Source organism: uncultured Pseudoramibacter sp., from assembly GCF_903789625.1.
GTDB lineage: Bacteria > Bacillota > Clostridia > Eubacteriales > Eubacteriaceae > Pseudoramibacter > Pseudoramibacter fermentans.
In genome coordinates this window covers 63540-84500 of the sequence record NZ_CAIFFF010000006.1, presented here as the reverse complement: position 1 = coordinate 84500, position 20961 = coordinate 63540, and the positions used below count along the sequence as shown (strand labels likewise).

General features: G+C 53.3%; 24 protein-coding genes. 22 read left to right on the top strand and 2 right to left on the bottom strand.

What is annotated here, in order from left to right; translation table 11 throughout:
• Positions 1–14 precede the first annotated feature (14 nt).
• The 21 genes from QZX60_RS05225 to QZX60_RS05125 all read left to right on the top strand — a co-directional run bounded on the left by QZX60_RS05225 (position 15) and on the right by QZX60_RS05125 (position 16138).
• A complete protein-coding gene (locus tag QZX60_RS05225) occupies positions 15–524 on the top strand; it encodes a diol dehydratase small subunit (RefSeq protein WP_295362075.1) in 510 nt (169 codons plus the stop codon).
• A gap of 29 nt (positions 525–553) precedes the next feature.
• On the top strand, positions 554–2368 hold the full coding sequence (locus QZX60_RS05220; RefSeq protein WP_295362073.1) for a diol dehydratase reactivase subunit alpha: 1815 nt from the start codon (positions 554–556) through the stop codon (positions 2366–2368).
• Position 2369: 1 nt separating this feature from the next.
• Positions 2370–2735: a glycerol dehydratase reactivase beta/small subunit family protein gene (locus QZX60_RS05215; RefSeq protein WP_295362071.1), complete on the top strand. Its 366-nt coding sequence runs from the start codon at positions 2370–2372 to the stop codon at positions 2733–2735.
• Positions 2736–2763: 28 nt separating this feature from the next.
• Positions 2764–3180, top strand: a complete 417-nt coding sequence (locus tag QZX60_RS05210) for a BMC domain-containing protein (RefSeq protein ID WP_154576779.1) — start codon at positions 2764–2766, stop codon at positions 3178–3180.
• Between the two features lie 41 nt (positions 3181–3221).
• On the top strand, positions 3222–3875 hold the full coding sequence (locus tag QZX60_RS05205; RefSeq protein ID WP_295362069.1) for a PduL/EutD family phosphate acyltransferase: 654 nt from the start codon (positions 3222–3224) through the stop codon (positions 3873–3875).
• A gap of 17 nt (positions 3876–3892) precedes the next feature.
• Positions 3893–4717, top strand: coding sequence for an ethanolamine utilization protein EutJ (gene eutJ / locus QZX60_RS05200; RefSeq protein ID WP_154576777.1), 825 nt, complete (start codon positions 3893–3895; stop codon positions 4715–4717).
• A gap of 75 nt (positions 4718–4792) precedes the next feature.
• Positions 4793–5599 carry a flavoprotein gene (locus QZX60_RS05195; RefSeq protein ID WP_295362066.1) on the top strand — a complete coding sequence of 269 codons (807 nt, stop codon included), beginning with the start codon at positions 4793–4795 and terminating at the stop codon, positions 5597–5599.
• A 9-nt stretch (positions 5600–5608) separates the two neighbouring features.
• Positions 5609–5911: a EutN/CcmL family microcompartment protein gene (locus tag QZX60_RS05190; RefSeq protein ID WP_295362064.1), complete on the top strand. Its 303-nt coding sequence runs from the start codon at positions 5609–5611 to the stop codon at positions 5909–5911.
• Positions 5912–5925: 14 nt separating this feature from the next.
• Entirely contained in the window at positions 5926–6933 is a 1008-nt protein-coding gene (locus QZX60_RS05185) for a cob(I)yrinic acid a,c-diamide adenosyltransferase (RefSeq protein ID WP_295362062.1), read from the top strand.
• 19 nt (positions 6934–6952) lie between these two features.
• Positions 6953–8368, top strand: coding sequence for an aldehyde dehydrogenase family protein (locus QZX60_RS05180; RefSeq protein WP_295362060.1), 1416 nt, complete (start codon positions 6953–6955; stop codon positions 8366–8368).
• An 11-nt stretch (positions 8369–8379) separates the two neighbouring features.
• Entirely contained in the window at positions 8380–9705 is a 1326-nt protein-coding gene (locus tag QZX60_RS05175) for a 4Fe-4S dicluster domain-containing protein (protein ID WP_295362058.1), read from the top strand.
• Between the two features lie 39 nt (positions 9706–9744).
• Positions 9745–10293: a BMC domain-containing protein gene (locus QZX60_RS05170; RefSeq protein ID WP_295362057.1), complete on the top strand. Its 549-nt coding sequence runs from the start codon at positions 9745–9747 to the stop codon at positions 10291–10293.
• 131 nt (positions 10294–10424) lie between these two features.
• Positions 10425–11195 (top strand): ParA family protein, encoded by a 771-nt coding sequence (locus QZX60_RS05165; protein ID WP_295362056.1) that lies wholly within the window; start codon positions 10425–10427, stop codon positions 11193–11195.
• A gap of 3 nt (positions 11196–11198) precedes the next feature.
• A complete protein-coding gene (locus tag QZX60_RS05160) occupies positions 11199–11657 on the top strand; it encodes a hypothetical protein (RefSeq protein WP_295362055.1) in 459 nt (152 codons plus the stop codon).
• Positions 11658–11659: 2 nt separating this feature from the next.
• Entirely contained in the window at positions 11660–12013 is a 354-nt protein-coding gene (locus QZX60_RS05155; protein WP_295362053.1) for a dimethylsulfonioproprionate lyase family protein, read from the top strand.
• 175 nt (positions 12014–12188) lie between these two features.
• Positions 12189–12968, top strand: coding sequence for a Cof-type HAD-IIB family hydrolase (locus tag QZX60_RS05150; RefSeq protein ID WP_295362052.1), 780 nt, complete (start codon positions 12189–12191; stop codon positions 12966–12968).
• A gap of 100 nt (positions 12969–13068) precedes the next feature.
• Positions 13069–13572, top strand: coding sequence for a nitroreductase family protein (locus QZX60_RS05145; protein ID WP_295362050.1), 504 nt, complete (start codon positions 13069–13071; stop codon positions 13570–13572).
• 108 nt (positions 13573–13680) lie between these two features.
• Positions 13681–14814, top strand: a complete 1134-nt coding sequence (locus tag QZX60_RS05140; protein WP_295362048.1) for an aldo/keto reductase — start codon at positions 13681–13683, stop codon at positions 14812–14814.
• Positions 14814–15203 (top strand): hypothetical protein, encoded by a 390-nt coding sequence (locus tag QZX60_RS05135; RefSeq protein WP_295362047.1) that lies wholly within the window; start codon positions 14814–14816, stop codon positions 15201–15203. Before QZX60_RS05140 ends, QZX60_RS05135 begins: the two co-directional genes overlap by 1 nt.
• A 237-nt stretch (positions 15204–15440) precedes the next feature.
• A complete protein-coding gene (locus QZX60_RS05130) occupies positions 15441–15707 on the top strand; it encodes an AbrB/MazE/SpoVT family DNA-binding domain-containing protein (RefSeq protein ID WP_295362045.1) in 267 nt (88 codons plus the stop codon).
• On the top strand, positions 15707–16138 hold the full coding sequence (locus QZX60_RS05125) for a putative toxin-antitoxin system toxin component, PIN family (RefSeq protein WP_363174772.1): 432 nt from the start codon (positions 15707–15709) through the stop codon (positions 16136–16138). The genes QZX60_RS05130 and QZX60_RS05125 overlap by 1 nt, the downstream gene beginning before the upstream one ends.
• Positions 16139–16188: 50 nt before the next feature.
• Here QZX60_RS05125 and QZX60_RS05120 read toward each other — a convergent pair whose 3' ends face one another.
• Positions 16189–19143 (bottom strand): vitamin B12-dependent ribonucleotide reductase, encoded by a 2955-nt coding sequence (locus tag QZX60_RS05120; RefSeq protein ID WP_295362042.1) that lies wholly within the window; start codon positions 19141–19143, stop codon positions 16189–16191.
• 17 nt (positions 19144–19160) lie between these two features.
• The gene (locus QZX60_RS05115) at positions 19161–20006 is read right to left on the bottom strand and encodes a polysaccharide deacetylase family protein (RefSeq protein WP_154576209.1); all 846 of its coding nucleotides are present in this window, start codon (positions 20004–20006) and stop codon (positions 19161–19163) included.
• Between the two features lie 134 nt (positions 20007–20140).
• On the opposite strand from QZX60_RS05115, the gene murI reads away from it, so the two are divergent.
• On the top strand, positions 20141–20923 hold the full coding sequence (gene murI, locus QZX60_RS05110) for a glutamate racemase (RefSeq protein ID WP_295362040.1): 783 nt from the start codon (positions 20141–20143) through the stop codon (positions 20921–20923).
• The last annotated feature ends 38 nt before the right edge of the window (positions 20924–20961 follow it).

Sequence of the window (20961 nt, the reverse complement as noted above, 5' to 3'; positions counted from 1 at the left end):
CGGGAGGTGCACAGATGACACAAGAACAAATGTTAGAACAAATCGTCAAACAGGTAATGGCATCGATGTCCTCCGGTACTGGCGCAGCTGCACCAGCAGATGGTGACGTAAAAGTAACCGATGCTGATTATCCTTTGGGAGAAAAAAGACCTGAATTAATCACATCAGCAACAGGGATTCCGCTGAAAGAATTAACCCTTGAAAAGGTTCTGGACGGCACCCTCAAAGCTGAAGACTTAAGAATCAATCCGAAGACTCTGGAACTCCAGGCTCAGGTTGCTGACTCTGTCGGCCGTGATGCTCTCGGCATCAACCTGCGTCGTGCGGCTGAACTGATCGCCGTTCCAGATGCCCGCGTTCTCGAAATCTACAACGCACTGCGTCCGTATCGTTCAACAAAAGAAGAACTGGAAGCTATCGCTGACGAACTCGAAACAAAATACAGCGCAAAGGTCTGCGCACAGCTCGTTAGAGAAGCTGCTTACATCGGATACAAGAGAAAGAGAACCAAAGAATTTAAATAAGTTTCAAATAGGATTGTTTGGAGGAATATATGATTATTGCAGGGATTGATATCGGCAACGCCAGTACCGAAACGGCATTGGCACGCGTTGATCACAATAAACCTGAATTTTTAGCCAGTGGGATCGTCGCGACAACCGGGATTAAGGGGACGCGGCAGAACATCCACGGTGTCTTCGCCTCCTTAAAGCAAGCCTTGGACAAAGCCAATTTAACGCTTGATGATGTGGAGCTGATTCGTCTTAACGAAGCAGCTCCTGTTATCGGCGATGTGGCGATGGAAACCATCACAGAAACGATTATCACAGAATCCACGATGATCGGTCACAATCCATCCACTCCGGGTGGATTGGGAACCGGCGTCGGCGAAACCATCAATATCCGCAACTTGACCCAGGTTAAACCTGGCGAAGCGGTGATTGTGGTGATTCCGAGAGAAGTTGATTTTGAAACCTCGTCGAAGATGATCAACACAGCTGTGGAACGCGGCGTTCACGTCAACGGCGCGATCGTGCAGCGCGACGATGGTGTTTTGATCAACAACCGCTTAAACAAAAAAATACCGATTGTAGATGAAGTCGCATTAATCGACAAGGTGCCGATTGGCATGCGGGCGGCTGTAGAAGTCGCCGAACCCGGTAAGGTCATCGAACAGCTGTCGAACCCTTACGGGATTGCGACCGTTTTTGATTTAAATCCAGAAGAAACGAAGCAGGTCGTGCCGATTTCACGTGCCTTAATCGGAAACCGTTCAGCGGTTATCATCAAAACGCCGGCAGGGGATGTCAAAGAAAGAAAGATCCCGGCCGGCAAAATCATCATTCAGGGTGAAAACAAAAAGACCGAAGTGCCTGTTGACGCAGGGGCCGAACAGATCATGGATGCATTGAGAAGCGTCCAGCCCGTGGAAGATGTGACAGGGGAACCGGGAACGAATGCCGGCGGCATGCTCGAACGCGTCCGTCAGGTCATGTCGAACTTAACAAATCAATCCCCGGACAAAATTCAGATCCAGGATATTCTGGCAGTTGATACCTTCGTCCCACAAGCTGTTAAAGGCGGGATGGCCAACGAATTTTCAATGGAAAATGCGGTTGGATTGGCCGCAATGGTCAAGGCAGACAAACTGCAGATGAATATGATTGCAGATGAACTTGAAAAAGAATTAAACGTCAAGGTTGAAGTCGGCGGTGTTGAAGCACAGATGGCAATCCTCGGTGCGTTGACGACACCGGGCGCGGACAAACCGATGGCCATTCTCGATATGGGTGCCGGTTCGACCGACGCAGCCATCATCAACCGCGAAGACAAAATTCATTTCATTCATTTGGCAGGCGCCGGCAACATGGTCACGATGCTGATCGGTTCAGAATTGGGCATCGAAGACATGCACATGGCGGAAGATCTGAAGAAATATCCGGTTGCGAAGGTTGAAAGTTTGTTCCACATTCGCCACGAAGACGGTTCTGTGGAATTCTTCGAAAATCAACTCTCGCCGACAGTATTTGCGAGAGTCGTTATTCTGACACCGGACGGCATGGTGCCGCTGCCGGGCAACTTAACAGTTGAACGGATCAAGACGGTTCGTCAGGAAGCGAAGAAAAAGGTTTTCGTTGTCAACGCCATCCGCGCATTGGAACGGGTCAGCCCGACGGGCAATGCACGGGATATGGAATATGTCACCATGGTTGGCGGATCGTCACTCGACTTTGAAATTCCGCAGCTCATCACTGACGCCTTGTCGCGCTACTCCATCGTAGCCGGACGCGCCAATATCCGAGCGACGGAAGGTCCGAGAAACGCCGTGGCAACAGGTCTTGTTCTCTCATATTGCAAAGGAGAGTAATATGAATCCCGGATTAGAAGCACCAAAACCTGAAATAATGGTCTACAGTATTAAGGGTTCGGTGCCGAAGGACGTCGTCACCGAAGTCATCCTCGGGATCGAAGAAGAAGGCTTACCTTATAAATACGAAGACATAACAGAAAAAATTTCGGCAAAAGATTTAGCGTATAAAGCGGCAGAGGATTCTCACCTGGGTGTGGGCATCGGAATTGACAGCCACAGCATTGTCCTGCATTTTATCAAATTAAGGGACGGTCAACCGTTGTTTACCATTTCGCCCAACGCAGGAGAAGAAAAGCTGCGGGCCATCGGGTCCAACGCAGCGCGCTTGATTAAGCGGATGCCGTTTAAGTCATTAGACGCGTGATGCTTTAAGCCAAAGAAAGGAGAAGTCAATGCGCCAATCTATTGGTTTCATTGAAGCCAAGGGACTTGCAACAGCTATCGAAGCAGCTGATGCAGCGGTCAAGTCCGCAAATGTCTGTCTATTGGGCATTGAGTCCAGCCGAGGCGGCGGCATGCATGTTGTCAAAGTATTGGGAGATGTCGGCGCGTGCAAAGCGGCAGTCGCTGCCGCAGAAGCAGCTTGCGATAAGGGCAATGGCTGTCAGTCAGCGATCGTCATCGCCAGACCCTCAGATGGGCTCATGCCGATGGTCTACAATACACAGACAAAGGGCTTTGATCCCGAAAATGTTCGGGACAAATACTGGATGAAGTACTACTGGAATATTCCGACTTTTGGCAGTCAGTTTGAACCTTCACGGGGCACAAAGACAGAAATGCCGGATCCGGTAGACAAGAAAAATTAAGCAATCTGGACTTGTCAATAACAAGAAAGGAGAGCCGAGCAATGTATAATGAAAAGCAGATCAGCCAGATGGTTCAGATCATTTTGGAAGCCTTTCAGAAGGCACAAAAATGCGACGCGTCGCCTGATCTCATCACACTGGGGATTCCCAGCGCACACATTTACTGCAGTCAGAAAACGGTGGAACAGCTTTTCGGGTCTCACGCCACATTAACGCGGGCAAAAGATCTGAATTCTTTTTATTATGAAGAAGGTGTTGCCATCAGCGGGCCGAAGGGATCAACCCATGGCTACATTTTCGGACCGCTGCTCGATGATGATCAAGACCCGGTCATTGAATTGTCCCGGTCGGAAAGTGAAGCGATTGGCGTCGACGCGCCGATACGCGAATCGAAAGATGATTATCAATCGGCGGCGTGCAGAATTGTCGGCCCGGCCGGAGCAGTCGCCTGCGAAAAAGGGGCAATCATTCCGAGACGAAGTGTAAACCTGCCGACTTACATCGCAGACCAGCTGCAGCTTAAAGACAAAGACACGGTGTCAGTCGATTCCAGAGGGGTTGACGGCACGATTTTCGAAAATGTCCTCGTTCACGTCACCGAAGATGGCCGGCACGAATTGATGCTGACCGGCGACGAAGCGAAAGCGGCAGGCTTGAAAAAAGGCAGCTGTGTCAAAATCGTAATTAAAAAATAACAGGGAGTAGCGTATTAATGGATTGGAAAAGCGGCAACGATACCATATTAGCATTTGACGAATTGATCAAACAAAAAAGAGTCGCGCCTTATGAAGGCAGGCTTAAAGTTGGCGTTGACCTCGGGACGGCTAATATCGTTGTGGCTGTAGTGGACGAAAACAACAAGCCGGTCGCCGGAGCGACCCAAGGCGCCCACGTCGTCCGAGACGGGATCGTCGTCGATTATATCGGTGCGGTCGACATTGTCAAAGACCTGAAGCGGCAGCTTGAAGACCGGATTGGTGTGGATCTGAGCAATGCGCCGGCAGCAACGGCCATTCCTCCGGGAATCATCGAAGGCAATACTAAAATCATTGCCAATGTTGTGGAGTCCTGTGATTTCAACGTGACCAACGTGCTCGACGAACCGACAGCGGCCGCTACGGTGCTCGGCATCGAAAACGGCGCGGTTGTGGACGTCGGCGGCGGAACGACAGGGATTTCTATTTTAGATCATGGAAAAGTTGTATTCACCGCGGATGAGCCGACAGGCGGGACCCACATGAGTCTAGTCATCGCCGGGGCCTACCACATCAGTTTTGATGAAGCGGAAGAGATGAAAATCCATGACGATGAGAGTAAAATCTTCCCGCTGATTAAGCCCACGGTGGAAAAAATGGCTGAAATCGTCCGGCGCTACATCGACGGTTATAATGTCGATACCATTTACGTCGTCGGTGGGGCTTGCGAATTCAAAAAATTCGAAAGCGTCTTCGAAAGGGAAATCGGCATCAAAACCGTTAAACCTGTAGAACCCTTATTGGTAACGCCGTTAGGCATTGCATTTAATTGCAAGGCTTGAGGCGGAAAAAGAAGTTTAATGAATTAGAAATGTGGTGATCAATTGGACTTAAAAGATTTGGTGAACAATGAAGACATGTTTAATCTTCTGGTTCAGCGGATCGTCGATGAAGTCATCAAACGGTTAAACAATAGACCGAAAACCGCATTGGTTTGCTTTACAGGTGCCGCGATTGGCTACACCAACGGCCTGAAGGCAATGGAAAAGCTTCGCAAAGACGGATGGCAGCTTAAAGTCTTAGTGACGGACAGTTCGAAACAAGTCCTTGATCTTGATAAAATAAAAAAGGCTTTAGATGTCGATCAGGTTTACACGAACGAAAACGTGTTTGAACTCAAGGAATTTGTGAAGACAGCCGATGAAGTGATTCTGCCGACGCTGACCATCAACACGGCGGCGAAAATTGCTCACGGCATTGCGGACACACCTGTATTGACAACGATCAGCCAGGCCATTATGTCGGGCAAGTCGTTTGTCTGTGCCATCGACGGGGCAGACCCCGACGATGAAGTCCGCGCTAAGCTCGGAATGGGGAAAGTCCCAGCCGGTTACCGCAAAGTCCTTCGCGACAATCTGGCGACCCTTGGGACTTTCGGCTGGACGCTGTGCGCAGCGGCTGATCTGTACGAAGTCTGTGCTGAAAAGCCAGTCAGCGAATGCACAACACCGGAAACGGCTGCACCCAAAGCAGCTGAACCGGCACCTGCCGCACCTGTTTCGGCACCAGTGGAAGGTGACATCATTGTTTCCCATATTGTCAGTCGGAAAGATTTAATGACCCGCAAGGGACAGAAAGTCGTCAAAGTCAGAAAAGACGCGATCATAACCGCGTTTGCAGCTGAAGCGGCTGAAGAATTTGGGATGAAATTAGTTAGAGAGTAGGTGAACGGGATGCAGCTAGCGAAAGTGGTTGGCACCATCGTCTCTACGCAGAAGGATCAGCACCTGATGGGATGCAAGTTGATGATCATCAAGAAAATCAACGAAAAGGGCGAATTCGAAAAGTATTCGAGTTCCTCCACATCCATCGCTGTTGATACGGTCGGAGCCGGCATTGGCGAAACCGTCATTGTCACGACAGGGAGTACGGCGCGTTTTGTCTACGGCGATAAAACGACGCCAATGGACATGACGATCGTCGGTATTGTCGATGAAATTCAAACATCGGCACCGGAGGTTAAGAAAACACTATAGCAGAGGAGAACAGAATGCCTAATGTCTACACCCGCACAGGGGACAAAGGGACGACGGGCCTGTTTGGCGGCAGCCGGATTTCGAAAGACGACATCCGGATCGAAGCCTACGGGACCATGGACGAAGCCCAGGCCTTCATCGGTATGGCAGCGTCCCTGACCAAAGACGAAGAAATTCGAGATATCCTTCTGCACGTTGAAGAAAGAATCTACATTCTGGAGGCTGAGCTGGCCAGTGATGACCGCGGCAGAAAAATGCTGAAGGATCGGGTCGAACAATCGGATATTGATTTGATGGAACAGCAGATCGATCATTATTTACAGATTGTCGGCAAACAGACCAAGTTTGTGATCCCAGGCAGAAATCCCGCATCCGCAGCCCTGCACACCGCGCGCGCCGTCGTCCGAAGGGGAGAAAGACGGATCGTGTCTTACGAAGCGCAGGACCCGGAACTCAGACCGGAAGTGGTCAAATACGTCAACCGCCTGTCAGACCTGCTGTTTACACTGGCACGGGTTGAAGAATTTGAACAGGATATCCGGGATGTAGCGGAAAAAGGTATGAAGGATCAACAACAAGCAAAGGGTCCGGTTGAAACGTCTGAAGACGACAACGAACTGCTGCTGGTGCTCGCGAAGCGCGCAGCCGCCGGCTCTCGGGTAAAAGCCCGGGAACTCGGTGTTCCGATTGTCTTCTCAGCAGTCGACCGTGGCGGAAATTTAGCTTATTACGAACGGATGAAGGATTCGCTGATCGCGAGTATCGACATTTCCCAGAACAAGGCGTTCACCGCCAACGCGCTGAAATGCCCGACTGAGGATGTGCAGGATCTGGCGAAGGAAGGCAGCCCTTTATTCGGTATTCAATTTACAAATCAAAACCGCATTGTTACCTTTGGCGGAGGGTATCCGTTGATCGTCGATGGCAAACAGATCGGAGCGATCGGAGTCAGCGGCGGAACTGCCGACGAAGATATGGCCATTGCCAAAGCAGGCCTTGCGGTGATTCAACAAAATGATTAATTTTTAGGAGGAAGGCAGTATGAATATAGATACAGCTGGTATTGAAGCAATCGTTAAAAGAGTGATGACATCCATTGACGCAGCTAACGGTGTTGCACCAGCGACTCAGGATGCCAAGGGCAAAGACGGCATTTTCGAAGATATGGAAGATGCCATCGCAGCAGCTCAGGCGGCATGGAACGACTACAAAATGCGCCCGTTGTCACTGCGCTACAAAATTATTGACGAAATTCGCAAAACCTTTACGAAAAAGGAAACCGTCGAAACCATCGTCAACATGGCTGTTGAAGAAACAGGCATGGGCAATGTGCCAGATAAACTGACAAAGGCTTATCTCTGTGCAGAAAAGACACCTGGGATGGAAGATCTCCAGGCGAACTGCTGGACAGGCGACGAAGGCTTAACCTTACTTGAACTCTCGCCATTCGGTGTCATCGGTGCGATCTGCCCGTCAACCAACCCGAATGAAACCATCGTCAACAACTCGATCAGCATGTTAGCGGCTGGGAACGCGATCGTATTCGCTCCGCACCCAGGCGCACTCCAGACCTCACTCTACTGCGTCAGACTGGTCAACCAGGCCATCGAAGCAGCAGGCGGCCCGGCTAACCTGGTCGTGTCTACCGAACACCCGACAATGGAATCCGCTAACGTCATGATGCACCATCCTGATGTCAGACTCCTCTGCGCAACAGGCGGCCCTGGCGTTGTTCACGCGGTTCTGTCAAGCGGCAAGAAAGCCATCGGCGCTGGCCCTGGGAACCCACCGGCACTCGTCGACGAAACGGCCGATATCGAAAAAGCAGCAAAAGATATCATCGATGGCTGCACCTTCGACAACAACCTGCCGTGTATCGCTGAAAAAGAAGTTGTCGTCGTCGACCAGGTTGCAGATTACCTGATCTTCAACATGAAGAAGAACGGCGCTTTCGAAATCAAGGATCGCAAGGTGCTCGACGATTTGGCTGCGATGGTCGCACCGGACGGCCGTGTCTCCCGTGACTATGTCGGGAAAGACGCGAAATACATCGCAAAGGCTGCTGGCATTGACGTACCGGAAGACACCAGAGTCTTAATCGGCGAACTGCCGGCTGACCATCCATTGGTACAGATCGAATTAATGATGCCGATCCTCGGGATCGTCCGCGTCGACAACGTCGACGAAGGGATCGACCTGGCCTGCGAATTGGAACACGGCAACCGCCACACCGCGACGATGCACTCCAAGAACGTCGACGCGCTGTCTAAGATGTCCAAGAAGATCGCTTCCACGATCTTTGTCAAGAACGGTCCTTCCTACGCAGGACTGGGCGCTGGCGGCGAAGGCTATCCGACCTTTACCATCGCTGGCCCGACCGGTGAAGGCTTGACCTCAGCAAAGACCTTCGCAAGAAGAAGAAGATGCGTACTCTGCGACGCCTTCAACATTAAATAATCAGAGGAGAGTTGCATATGAGCTTGGTTGACAAAGTAAAAAGCGCTGGCATTGTCGGTGCTGGCGGGGCCACTTTTCCGACCCACGTCAAAATCGATGCGACGGCTGATGTCGTTATTGTCAACGGTGCTGAATGCGAACCTCTGCTTCGAGTCGATCAACAATTAATGGACCTGAGAGCTTCCGACTTACTGGAAGCTCTCAACATGGTCGTCGAACACACGAAAGCAAAAGAAGGCATTATCGGCCTGAAGAAAAAATACGTGCCGGCGATCAATAAACTCAATTCACTTTTGCCGAAATATCCAAAGCTGAAACTGCACATCATGAACAATTTCTACCCGGCTGGCGACGAACAGACTCTCGTCTACGAATGCACCGGCAAGATTGTTCCAGAAGGCGGTATTCCATTGGCGGTCGGCGCATTGGTCATGAACGTTGAAACCTTACTCAACCTTCACGACTGTGTGACCGAAGACAAACCGGTTATCGACAAATACTTGACGGTCACCGGGAACGTCAAACGCCGCATTACGACAAAAGTGCCTTTGGGGATCACGGTAAAAGAAGCGCTGGCCCTGGCTGGCGGCCCAACCATCAGTGATTATGTGATCATCAATGGGGGCCCGATGATGGGGAAAATCGTTTCCGAAGATTCGTACATCACGAAGGGAACGAAGGGCCTCATCGTCTTGCCGAAAGATCATTATCTGATCCACTCGAAAACGAGAAGCTTAGAGCGCTCGTTGAAGCTGGCTGCGAATTACTGCATGCAGTGCAGCCTGTGTACGGAAGTTTGCCCGAGACACAATCTCGGCCACCATCTGGAACCGCATAAGATGATGCGCATTGCGGCCTACGCGTCGACCTGCGACAACGTCGCCCTGCCGACGAACGCCTACCTGTGCTGCGACTGCGGGCTTTGCCAGTATGCGTGCGTGATGGACCTCCAGCCTTGGAAGGTCAACGAATTCCTCAAAGGGGAATTGAAGAAAAACGGGATCAAGAACCCGCATCACGATCAGCCGAAATCGGCCAATCCGTTCATCGAAGACCGTCGTTTCAATGTTCACCGCCTGACCAAGCGTTTAGGCCTGGATGAATTTGACAAGGACGCGCCGATGGAACCGTGCAAGAAGCAGTTTAAAGAAGTCCATCTCCAGATGTCTCAACACATTGGAGCACCGGCAACACCGGTCGTCGCCGTCGGCGATGAAGTCAAACGGGGTCAGCTGGTCGGAGAAATTCCGGAAGGGGCTTTGAGTGCACGTATTTTCTCAAGTATTGATGGCAAAGTCACATCGGTCGAAAACGGTGTGGTCACCGTCAAGGCGTGAGAATTTGCGTTGAACGATGCATAAAGAAAGAGTGGAAATTTGAAAAACGCAATAGGATTTATCGAATTTAAAAGCATCCCTATCGGTATCGAATCCACTGACCAAATGCTCAAATCCGGAAATGTTGAGTTGGTGACAGCGACACCGATTTGTCCTGGTAAATATATCACCATCATTTCTGGCGATGTAGGAGCGGTAAGATCTTCTGTCAAGAATGGTGAAGTTGTCGGGGGAATGTTCGTCATCGAATCACACGTGATTCCAAATATTCATCAGGCTGTTTTCCCAGCATTGATGGCCAACGTCGATGTCGAAAACGTTCAGTCGATTGGGATTATCGAAACGATCAACGCCATTTCATCGATTGTTGTGGCGGATACCGCAGTGAAAGCGGCAAATATTACATTGGTTGAAGTGAGAATGGCGCGCGGACTTGGCGGAAAGGCCTTCGTCATCATGACCGGCGAAGTCTCGCCTGTGAAACAGGCCGTCAAGGCGGCTGAAAACGCCATGCGCGAATACGGCGTGATCACGAGCACTTCTGTGATCGCCTCGCCGCATCAGGATGTGCGCAAGCTCATTCTCTAACTTTAGTCAAACGGATTGATGGAAACTCTGGAGGGCGCAAGCCCTTCGGAGCTTTTATTTGTGCCATGTGTTAAGCATTTCATCTGAAGGTTTAACAGATGGCACAACGCGGAGAGGAGGAAGCCTGCAGATTGAAAGTTATCAGTTTTTTTAATTTAAAAGGGGGATGCGGCAAGACCACGTCCGCGATCAATTTGGGTTATCTCCTCGCAAAGGATTTGGCCGCAAAAAATCAGAAGCTTTTGCTGATCGACTGCGACATGCAGGCGAATCTGACGAGCTCGTTGATGGAGCCGGATTACGACCGGCCGTGCATCTACCACTTGATGACCGGCGACCGCCCGCTGGCGGACACGATCTTTCACCTGAAAGACAACGTCGACATCATCCCGTCGAGCCTGCTCATGGCGACGATCGACCCGCGGCTGTCCGGCATGGTCGGCCGGGAATTCATCCTGAAGCGCCGGCTCAAGGAAATCGCGGACGACTACGCCTACTGCATCGTCGACTGCTCGCCGTCGTTTTCGGTGGTGACGACCAACGCGCTCGTTATGACGGACAAAATCTTCATTCCGGTGCAGACCGAGTACTACGCGGTGGACGGCGTCCACCTGCTGCAGGAGACGCTCCAGTACGTCAACGATTCGCTGGGGGTCGAAAAGGAAATTTCGATCATCTTCGCGACGATGCACGACAAGCGCAACAACATCAACCAGCTCCAGTACGAAAACCTGGAAAACGCCTTCGGCGACAAATTCATGCGGCACACCATCCGGAAAAATGTGGCGCTCGTGGAATCGCCGGTGTTTCGACAGTCGATTTTCGAGTACAAGCCCAAAGCGAACGGCGCGCTGGATTATCGGGCGCTGTACGATGAAATTAAAGCCAAAGGGGGATTTTAAATTATGGCCAGAAAGACGAACAAATTAAAATCAATGCTTCAGAATCATACAGAAGAAGTTAAAGAACAGCCAAAAGCGGCGGAAGCCATGGCTGAAGCCAGTGAAAAAAACGCGGAAGCTGAAGCAAAATTAAAGGCAGAAGCCGAAGCCAAGGCCAAGGCAGAAGCCGAAGCGAAGGCCAAGGCAGAAGCTGAAGCGAAAGCCAAGGTAGAAGCTGATGCGAAAGCCAAGGCAGAAGCCGAAGCAAAGGCTAAGGCAGAAGCGGAAGCGAAAGCCAAGGCAGAAGCTGAAGCCAAGGCGAAAGCCGAAGCAGAAGCGAAAGCGGCGGCAGAAAAGGCCGAAGCCGAACGCAAGGCGGCTGAAGCGGCGGCAAAGGCTGCGGCTGAAGAAAAAGCCCGTAAAGAAGCGGAAGAAAAGAAGCATATCCAAGAACAGGCGGATCTTCCGGTTTATCTGCTTTAACGATGAAAATCATCAACGAACGGGACTGCGCCTACCGCCACGGCGACAGCGGTCCAAAATATTTTATTCACGGGCCGCGGCTCAATTTCGGCATCGTCCGGGTGAAGCCGGGACAGACCTTCGGCCCCCACGTCCATCACAAGATGGAGGAGGATTTTTACGTATTGGAAGGCCAGGCCGCTTTTTACATCGACGGCGTGCGCCACGACGCCGGCCCTGGGGATTTCATCCACATGGAACCGGGCGAAGCGCACATGATCCGCAACGATTTCGACGCGCCCTGCGTCTACACGGTGACGACCACGCCCTTTTTCGAAGAAGGCGACAAGGAAAACCTCGACGAAAAATGGGACTGACCTTTCGGGAACGGTTCAATCGTTCCGCTTACATGTTGGACCTCACATCCCGCTGCTGACCGCAGCGGGATTTTTTATTTCCCGGGAAATAATCCGATGTAGGCCGATAAAGGATGTTTGATTAATCCGGCCGCCTTGCCTATAATAAGAGTAAACTGAACGGAAAGGACACACCATGCAACCCCAAATCGTATTCTTTGACATTGATGGGACCCTGATCGATTTCGACGCCTCCGGCATCCGCCCGGCGGTGGTGGATGCGTTAAAGCGCCTGCAGGAAAAGGGGACAAAGCTCTTTCTCGCCAGCGGCCGCCCGCCGATTTTACTGCCGAAGGTGGAAGATCTCTGCTTTGACGGCGCCCTGTGCTTCAATGGGGCCTACGGTTTCGACCAGAGCGGGACGGTGATTTCCGCACCGATCCCCAAGTCCGACGTGAAGCAGATGGTCCGAAACGGCGAGCAGATGGGCCTGCCGATGCTGCTGGCGGGCGCAGAGACCATAGGCAGCAATTTTTATCAGAAAAACCTCGAGGACTACATGAGATTCGCCGATTACCCGCACCACGTCGTCGATCGCGACACCTTTGGGCGTCTGATGGCCGGGGACGTCTACCAGATCATGGCCGGGACGACCGCCGATCAGGACGCCGCCCTGCTGGCCGGCACGTCTAACGTGAACCCCTTGCGCTGGTGGGACCGCGCCTGCGACATCGTCGGGAAAGAGAGCGATAAGGCTCTCGGCGCCGAGAAGCTGCTGGCGGCCTACGGCCTGACTAGGGACGACTGCGCCGCCTTTGGCGACGGCGGCAACGACAAAGGGCTCATCGCCTTCGCCGGTACCGGCGTCGCCATGGGCAACGCCAGCGAAGCGGTCAAGGCCATCGCCGATTACGTCACCGCGCCATGCGCGGCAGACGGGGTCGCTGCGGCCCTCGCCCATTTCGGCTGGATCTGACCCCGGAAAGCGCAGTGATTTTTGAAGGGTTATTTAAGTTTTTCTTGGGGCAGACAGGATAAAATATCGGCACTAAGATCAAACCCACGAAGGAGAATGTATGAACGCATTATTTACCCGACACTCGGTCCGGCAGTACGCCGACCGGCCAGTCGAAGAAGAAAAAATTGAAACCCTGATCAAAGCCGCGATGGCCGCGCCGACAGCGGGCAACCAGCAGGAATGGGAATTTGTCGTCGTCACCGACCCGGAAGTGAAAAAACAAGTGGCGGCTGCCTCGCCCTACGCCGGATGCGCGGCGAAGGCCGGCGTGCTGATCGTGCCGGTGGGCGACCCGGCATCCTGCCGCTTCCCGGAATGTTTTGACGCCGATATGGCTGCCGCGATGGAAAACATCCTGCTCGAAGCAGTGCATTTGGATCTTGGGGCCGTGTGGCTGGCCATCGCGCCCTTCAAGGATCGGATCGCGAATGCACAAAAAGCGCTGGGACTGCCCGAGAACGTCATCCCCTTCGCGATCGCTTCCGTCGGCTACCCGGCTGACCCCAAAGCCGAAGACGGGCGGGATTACAACTTTTCAAAGGTGCATCGGGATCAATATTAAATCGCGGTAAAAAAGCGGCATTTGCCGCTTTTTTTTCGCTTAAAATCGGAAAAGCTGTGGCATAATAAAAGAAAAAACAGCACAGAATTAAGAAAAAAGGAGAACACCATGCAGAAAACAGAATGGGCCCAAGATATTCCGAAGCTTGGCTTCGGCCTGATGCGCCTGCCCGGCACCCAGGGCGGCGGGAAAGCGGATCTGGAGACGGTGACTAAGATGGTCGACGCGTTCATGGACGCGGGGCTGCGGTATTTTGATACGGCCTACGTCTACGACAAGGGCGGCTCGGAAAAGACCGCGAAGCAGGTGCTGGTCGACCGCTACCCGAGAGAAAGCTTCATGCTGGCGTCAAAGTTGCACGCCACCATCGGCGTGAACAGCGCGGAAGAAGCGAAGCGCGAGCTCGCGGTCAGCCTTGAGCGCACCGGCGCGGGCTATTTCGATTTCTACCTGCTCCATTCCCTGATGCTGACCAATTACCAGAAATACGAAGACTACGGCTTGTGGGACTTTGTGAAGGCGCAGAAAGCCGCGGGCAAGATCCGCCACATCGGCTTTTCCTTTCACGGCACGCCGGAACTCTTGGAAAAACTCTTGACCGATCACCCCGAAGCGGAATTTGTTCAGCTCCAGATCAATTACGCCGATTGGGACAATCCGGCGGTGGCGTCCCGGCAGTGTTACGACATCGCCCGCCGATTCGGCAAGCCGATCGTGATCATGGAGCCGGTCAAGGGCGGTTTCCTCGCCCAGCCGCCGGCGTCGGTACAGCAGATTTTAACCGAGGCCAATCCGGACGTGTCGGCGGCGTCCTGGGCGATCCGGTTCGCGGCGTCGCTGCCTGGGGTGATCACCGTCCTTTCTGGGATGTCGGATGAAGCCCAGATGGCGGACAATTTGTCCTATATGACGCATTTTGAACCGCTGTCCGAAAGCGAACAGGCCGTCATTCGAAAGGCGCAGGCGGCCATTGCCGCCATCGATGCGATCCCGTGCACCGGGTGCCGTTACTGCGTCGCGGGCTGTCCGAAACATATCCCGATTCCGAATATTTTCTCGGCCATGAACCGGGAAATGGTTTACGGCCAGACCAGCGACGCCAAGCGCCGCTACGCCAACGCGACGGCTGGGGCCGGGAAGGCTTCGGACTGCATCGCCTGCGGCCAATGCGAAAGGGCCTGCCCTCAGCACCTGCCGATTATCGCTGACTTGCAAAACTGCGCCGCTGCGCTGGAGGACTGATGGCTTCCGCGGTTATTGGCAGCCCATCTGAAGCGCTCAAGGCCCTGATTTCGGGACGAATGCGCTTCGGCCGGGCAGAAGGTCGGCTGAATGTTTATCCCGCTGAAAAGCCCGAAAACGGGCACGAAATCCGCTTTCGGCTGCGGCTCGAGAATCCGTCTTACGACACGGCGGTCCTCTCAGATTTCACCCTCGTCCTTTACGGCGAAGGGGACCGGGTTTTGAGCGAGACGCCTGTGCTCGAGGACGTCGCCCCCGTGACGCTGCGGGCCTGGCAGCACAAAACCCTGACTTTCGAAGCCGCCTGGCCGGACAGCGCGGCCGCGGCCGCCGCCCGGTGGTGCGATCAGAACCGGCAGCGCGGGCGGACGGCGAAAGTAGCGTTATAATGCTGTGGCTATTAAAAATCGTCTTAGACTTGTTTGAGACGATTTTTTTGTATCATGATTTATTTTTCAAATTTGTAAAATTTCTCTAAATATCATTTTATCCTTCGGTGGATTAAATAGCGCTCTTTAACTTGCGCTTTTTAGAAATGCGAGTATAATGAAAATAAGAAAAGTAAGGAATTCATACGTCGAATATCTGGAAAATAAATTTATGTGATTTAGAAAGAAGGTATATTTATGGACACAGATGTATTTGTCGATAATGCAAAAGTAACATCAAAGGGACAAATTACAATTCCTAAAGACGTTAGAAAAGTCCTTGGTGTCGATAGTGGCGACCGCATTAGTTTTATCGTTAACAATGGTGAGGTCAAAGTTGTGAATGCCGCTGTTTACGCGATGCGTATGCTGCAGGATAGTCTTAAAGGTGAAGCGAGCAAAGCAGACATTAAGAACGAACAAGACGTTGTTGAAATGGTGAAGTCTGTGCGAAATGAGGACTAATGGTGAAGGTCTTTATTGATACGAATATATTGATTTCTGCAGCTTTATTTCCTAATAGCATTCCATTTCAAGCGTATTGCAGAGCAGTGAGCTATCCCAATAGTGCAATAATTTGTGATTTGAATATCGATGAATTAAAAGAGGTCTTCAATAGAAAATTTCCAACAAAAATCTTGATATTGGATCAGTTTCTTTCTGCCATTATGACGTCTATTACAATCGTCAAGGTTCCAGAAGCATCAATTGATGATGAAAGTAAAATTAGAGATGAGAAAGACAAACCTATATTTAGAGCAGCCGTTATGGCAGGTGCCGATGTGTTCTTGACAGGCGATAAAGATTTTTTGGAATCAGGCATTAAGGATCCGAGAATTATGACCCCGCATGATTTTTTAAATGTGGAGCGTCTCTACACTAAGCAAAAAGAATAATGTGAAAAAAGCCTCAAACATTGCGTTTGAGGCTTTCTTGCGTGTGTGAATCAGGAACACCCGGTGGTGGATCCGCAGTCGAGGCAGACCTTGCAGGTGCCGTTTCTCACCATTCGGTCGCTGCCGCAGTTCGGGCAGATTTCACCGTAAAGGCGTTCGCCGGATTCGGCGTCGTCGGCTGGCTGTTCGCCGTCGTCGAGCTCGGTCATCCCCGACATCGAGGACATGTCGACCTGAGTCGGCACGAATTCGGAGCGCTTGTAGTGGTGGGTCGGCTTGACCTGGCAGCGGGAATAGTCGCCGCATTCGATGTCGATGACCTTGGAGATCAAATCGGAAATCGACGACGCGCTCTTGATGTAGGGGTGGCGCAGCACAAGCCCCGAAGGTTCGTACTTTTGGCCTCTGAGCATCGCGGAGATGTCCTTCGGCGGGATCCCGTACTGGAGCATGTGGGAAATCGACTTAGACAATGACGCCAGCAGCCCCTTGACGACGGTGCCTTCCCGGTCGGTCGAGACGAAGATTTCGCTGATCTGGTCGTTGTCGTAGAAGGACACGGTGATGTACAGTTCGATGTCGCCGATCTTGGCCGCGTGGGTGCGGCTGTTGCGGATGCCCTTGGGCTTTTTGCGTTCCAGTACGTTGGCATTGCTCTGGACCAAATCGATGAGCTCGTCGTAGCTCAGGTCCGTCAGCTTGCGCTTGCCGTCCTGCTGGCCGCCGGTCGACAGCGGCTGGGCCGCCTTGCAGCCGTCGCGGTAGGTGGCGATGGCTTTGCAGCCCGAGCGGTAAGCCATCAGGTTGATGTTCGCGATGTCAGCTTCCGTCGCGCTGTTCGGCATGTTGACGGTTTTGCTGACCGAGCCGGAGATCATCGGCGTGATCGCCGCGACCATTAACACGTGGCCTTCCGGCCGAATGTCGTTGGCACAGTCGAAAATCGGCAGATCCTTTTCTTTGATATAAGGCGCGCCCTTCAGGCCACCGTGCTTCAGCATGCCGTTGTCGTCGGTTTCGAGCAGGTAATCCATCACCGCCTGCACCTGGTCATCGGGGTAGCCCAGATGGTGCAGCGCCGTTTCCAGCACTGGGTTGACGATCTGCATCGCGCCGCCGCCGATGAGCTTTTTCAGCACGACCTGGCTGTAAAAGGGTTCGATTGAAGTGGCGCCGCAGTCCATCGCGAAGGAGATCGTACCTGTTGGCGCGATGACGGTCACTTGGGCGTTGCGGTAGCCGTAGGCCTCGCCCAGATCCATCGCGTCGTGCCAGACCTGCTTGACGGTGTCGGACAGATTGGACATGCCGATTTGGTTCAGAATTGGATGGTCGACGATGTAGGGGTCGTATCCCAGATCTTCAAAGGCGTCAGTGCGGGCGCCGGCGATCCTCGCGTGGTTGCGGATGACCCGGGCCATGTAGGGCGCGTTGACGGCGTAACACGGGAAGGGCCCGACTTTTTCAGCCATCAGCGCGGACACCGCGTAGGAGGCGCCGGTCATGATGCCGGCGAGGGCCGCGGCGATGTTCCGCGCTTCGTCGGAATCGTAGGGGTAGCCGGCATCCATCACCAATGAGGCGATGTTGGCCAGCCCCAGGCCGGTGGTGCGGAAGAGGTAGCTTTTGCGGGCCACTTCCTCGGTGGGGAACTGTCCCCAGTAAATGGACGCTTCCAGCACCAGCTGAATCAATCCCACCAGGTGGACGAAGTGTTCGACGTCGAAGACGCCGTCGTGATAAAAGCGGTACACGTTGATGGAGGCCAGGTTGCAGGCGGTGTCGTCGAGAAAGGCGTATTCCGAGCACGGGTTGGTCGCGTTGATCCGGTTGTATTTAGCGCCGACGCTGCCGTCCTCGCCGGCCGGGCAGGTGTGCCAGGCGTTGAAGCGGTCGTCGAACTGCAGCCCCGGATCGGCGCATTCCCAGGCAGCCTGGTTGATTTCGTGCCAAAGCTCCTGGACCTTGACGTCGCGGTTCACCCGATCGTCTACCCGGCCCTTCAGCGTCAGGGTGGCGTCCGGATCGTCGTCTAAATGCATGACCTTGTCCATGAAATCCCGGTTGACGCGCACCGAGTTGTTGGCGTTCTGGCCGGAAACGGTCTGGTAGGCTTCGCCGTCCATGCTGGTGTCGTAGCCCATCTTGCCCAGATCCCGAACCTTTTGTTCTTCGTGGGCCTTCCAATTGATAAAGGCTTCGATTTCCGGGTGGTCGATGTCGGCGATGACCATTTTGGCCGCCCGTCTGGTGGTGCCGCCGGATTTGATCGCGCCGGCGTTGCGGTCGAGCCCCTGGAGAAAGCTCATCATGCCCGAGGATTTGCCGCCGGAGGAGAGCTTTTCGTTGACGCCCCGCAGCGAGGAGAAGTTGGTGCCGACGCCGGAGCCGCCTTTGAAGAGCTTCGTTTCGGAGACGTAGTGATCGGAGATCGACCCTTCGCCCAAAAGCTGATCTTTGATCGAGAGGATGAAGCAGGCCGAGGACTGGGTTCGGGTGTAGCGGTCGTTGGACAGCACGACTTTGCCGGCCTTTTCGTCGTAGTAATAGAGGTTGTCCGATTCGGCTTCAATGCCGTAATTGCGTTTGATGCCGGTGTTGAACCACTGGGGCGAGTTGGGCGCCCACATCTGGCTCAAGAAGGCGAAGACCAGCTCGTCGTAGACGATCTGCCACTGTGCGTCGTTGTCGATGAGACCTTCCTCGCGCAGCGCGTCAGTCCAGAAGCCGACGAGACGGTCGGCGACCTGGCGCATCGACGTTTCGTGGCCGGTGCCGGGAACCCCTTCTTTTCTGAAGTATTTGCTCGCGATGATGTTGCAGGCGTTCTGGGAGTAGGCCTTCGGGAATTCCAGGCCTTTCATTTCGAAGGCAATTTGGCCGGTGCGGTAGTCGGTTAATGAGACGTCAACGGTTTGCCAGTCGAATAGGTCGTAGACGGTGCGGTCACTGTTTTCGAGAGACTTGGTAAAAACGCGTTCGAATAATTGGGATAGGTGTTTCAAGATCGTTCTCCGTTTCATTAATTTGCAATGGGCTGATGGGGGGCGTAAGAATTGCGGGAAATCCCTTTGAAGGTGTAGCCCCGGGAGCGGTAATTGTCGATGATGCGCTGCAGCGCCTGGACGGTCGTGCCTTTGCCGGGAGCGTCGTGGCACAGCAGCACGACGTTGTTGTCATTGCAGGCGGTGGCGTGCTTGACGAGGTCGTCCACCGCGTCCTCGCTGTGGGCGGCGTCGGTGGAATCGGCGTTCCAGTCGTAGTACTGGTAGCCGCGTTTGTTCAATTCCGCGGCTAGTTTACCCATGATGCCCTGGGCGTAATTCCGGGACACCGTGTTGGACGAGCCGCCGGGGAAGCGGACGTAGGCGGGCACAAAGCCGATTTCCGATTTGACGATTTGGGCGATCTGGTTCAGATCGTTAAAATAGGTGTCTTCCGAGCGGTAGATGTCATATTTGTGTGTTTCGGTGTGCAGGCCGATGGTATTGCCTTCATCGTAAGCCTTTTTGATCAAATGGCGGTACTGGGGGTACATGCCCGAGACGAAAAAGGTGGCGTGGATGTGATTCTGCTTCAGAATGGAGAGAATGGCGTCGGTGTTTTCCGATGGGCCGTCATCAAAAGTCAAATAGACGATTTTTTTGTCGGATTGGGTGTCGCGGCCCGGCGCCTTGCCGGGGATCAGCGCGTCGGGAGAGGCCTCGTCGGATTCGGAGGACCCCAGCACAGAGAAGCTGCCCGTCGCCTGGGTGTAGGCGATGTAGGAGCTTAAGCTCGCGGCGCGGGCACCGACCGCAAACAGGGAACAAAAAACAAGCACCGCAGCGAAACCGATGCTTGTCTGTACAATATTTTTAATTCGCATTATAACACTGAACCTCTTTTGTATGAATTCGTGTAGGGATTATTATAACACAGAAATTTTACTTGTTCACCACTCTTTCAATTAAATAAAAAATGACGTATAATATCAAAAGATTACACGACAAGGAGGGCCTTATGCGACCAGCATTTCACAATTACGTTGGGGTCATTGACTCCGGGCTCGGCGGGATTTCCGTCCTTCAGGAAATGACTCGGGAGCTGCCGGACGAGCGGTTTCTGTTTTTCGGCGACTCGGCCAACGCACCCTACGGCGAAAAGTCGGTGGAACGGGTCCAGCAGATGACCATGGCCATCGCGCAGCGCATGGTCGACGACGGCGTGAAGGCCATCGTCATCGCCTGCAATACCGCGACGAGCGCCGCGGCGGATTTGCTGCGAACGACGTTCACAATCCCGATCGTCGGCATCGAACCGGCGCTGAAGCCGGCGGCGACGGCGGAGAGCAGCCATCGGGTCCTCGTCATGGCGACGCCGGTGACGCTGTCGCTCAAAAAATATCACGATTTGTGGGAACGGTACGCGGGCTACGCCGACTGCGCGTCCCAGTCCTGCCCGAGGCTGGCGAAACGCATCGAGGCGGGCCACCTCGACGCGCCGGATTTGGCCGCGATGCTCGAACGGTTTCTCGGGCCCTACCGCGGGAAAATCGACAGCCTCGTCCTCGGCTGCACTCATTATCCCTTTGTGAAAAAGCAGATCCGCCGGGTGCTCGGCAATGACGTCAAGCTCTACGACGGCGGCCGCGGCACCGCCAGAGAGCTGCGCCGAGTTCTCGCGAAGCGCGGCGTCCTCAGATCTCCGGAGGAAGGCCCAGGCGGCGTCGTCTTCCGTTCCAGCATCGACACGCCGGAGGAAATGAAGCTGTATAAGAAGTTCTATCACGCGGATTTGTCGTAAATTTATTGTTCCATAAAGTTTTAAACCTGATGTGAAAT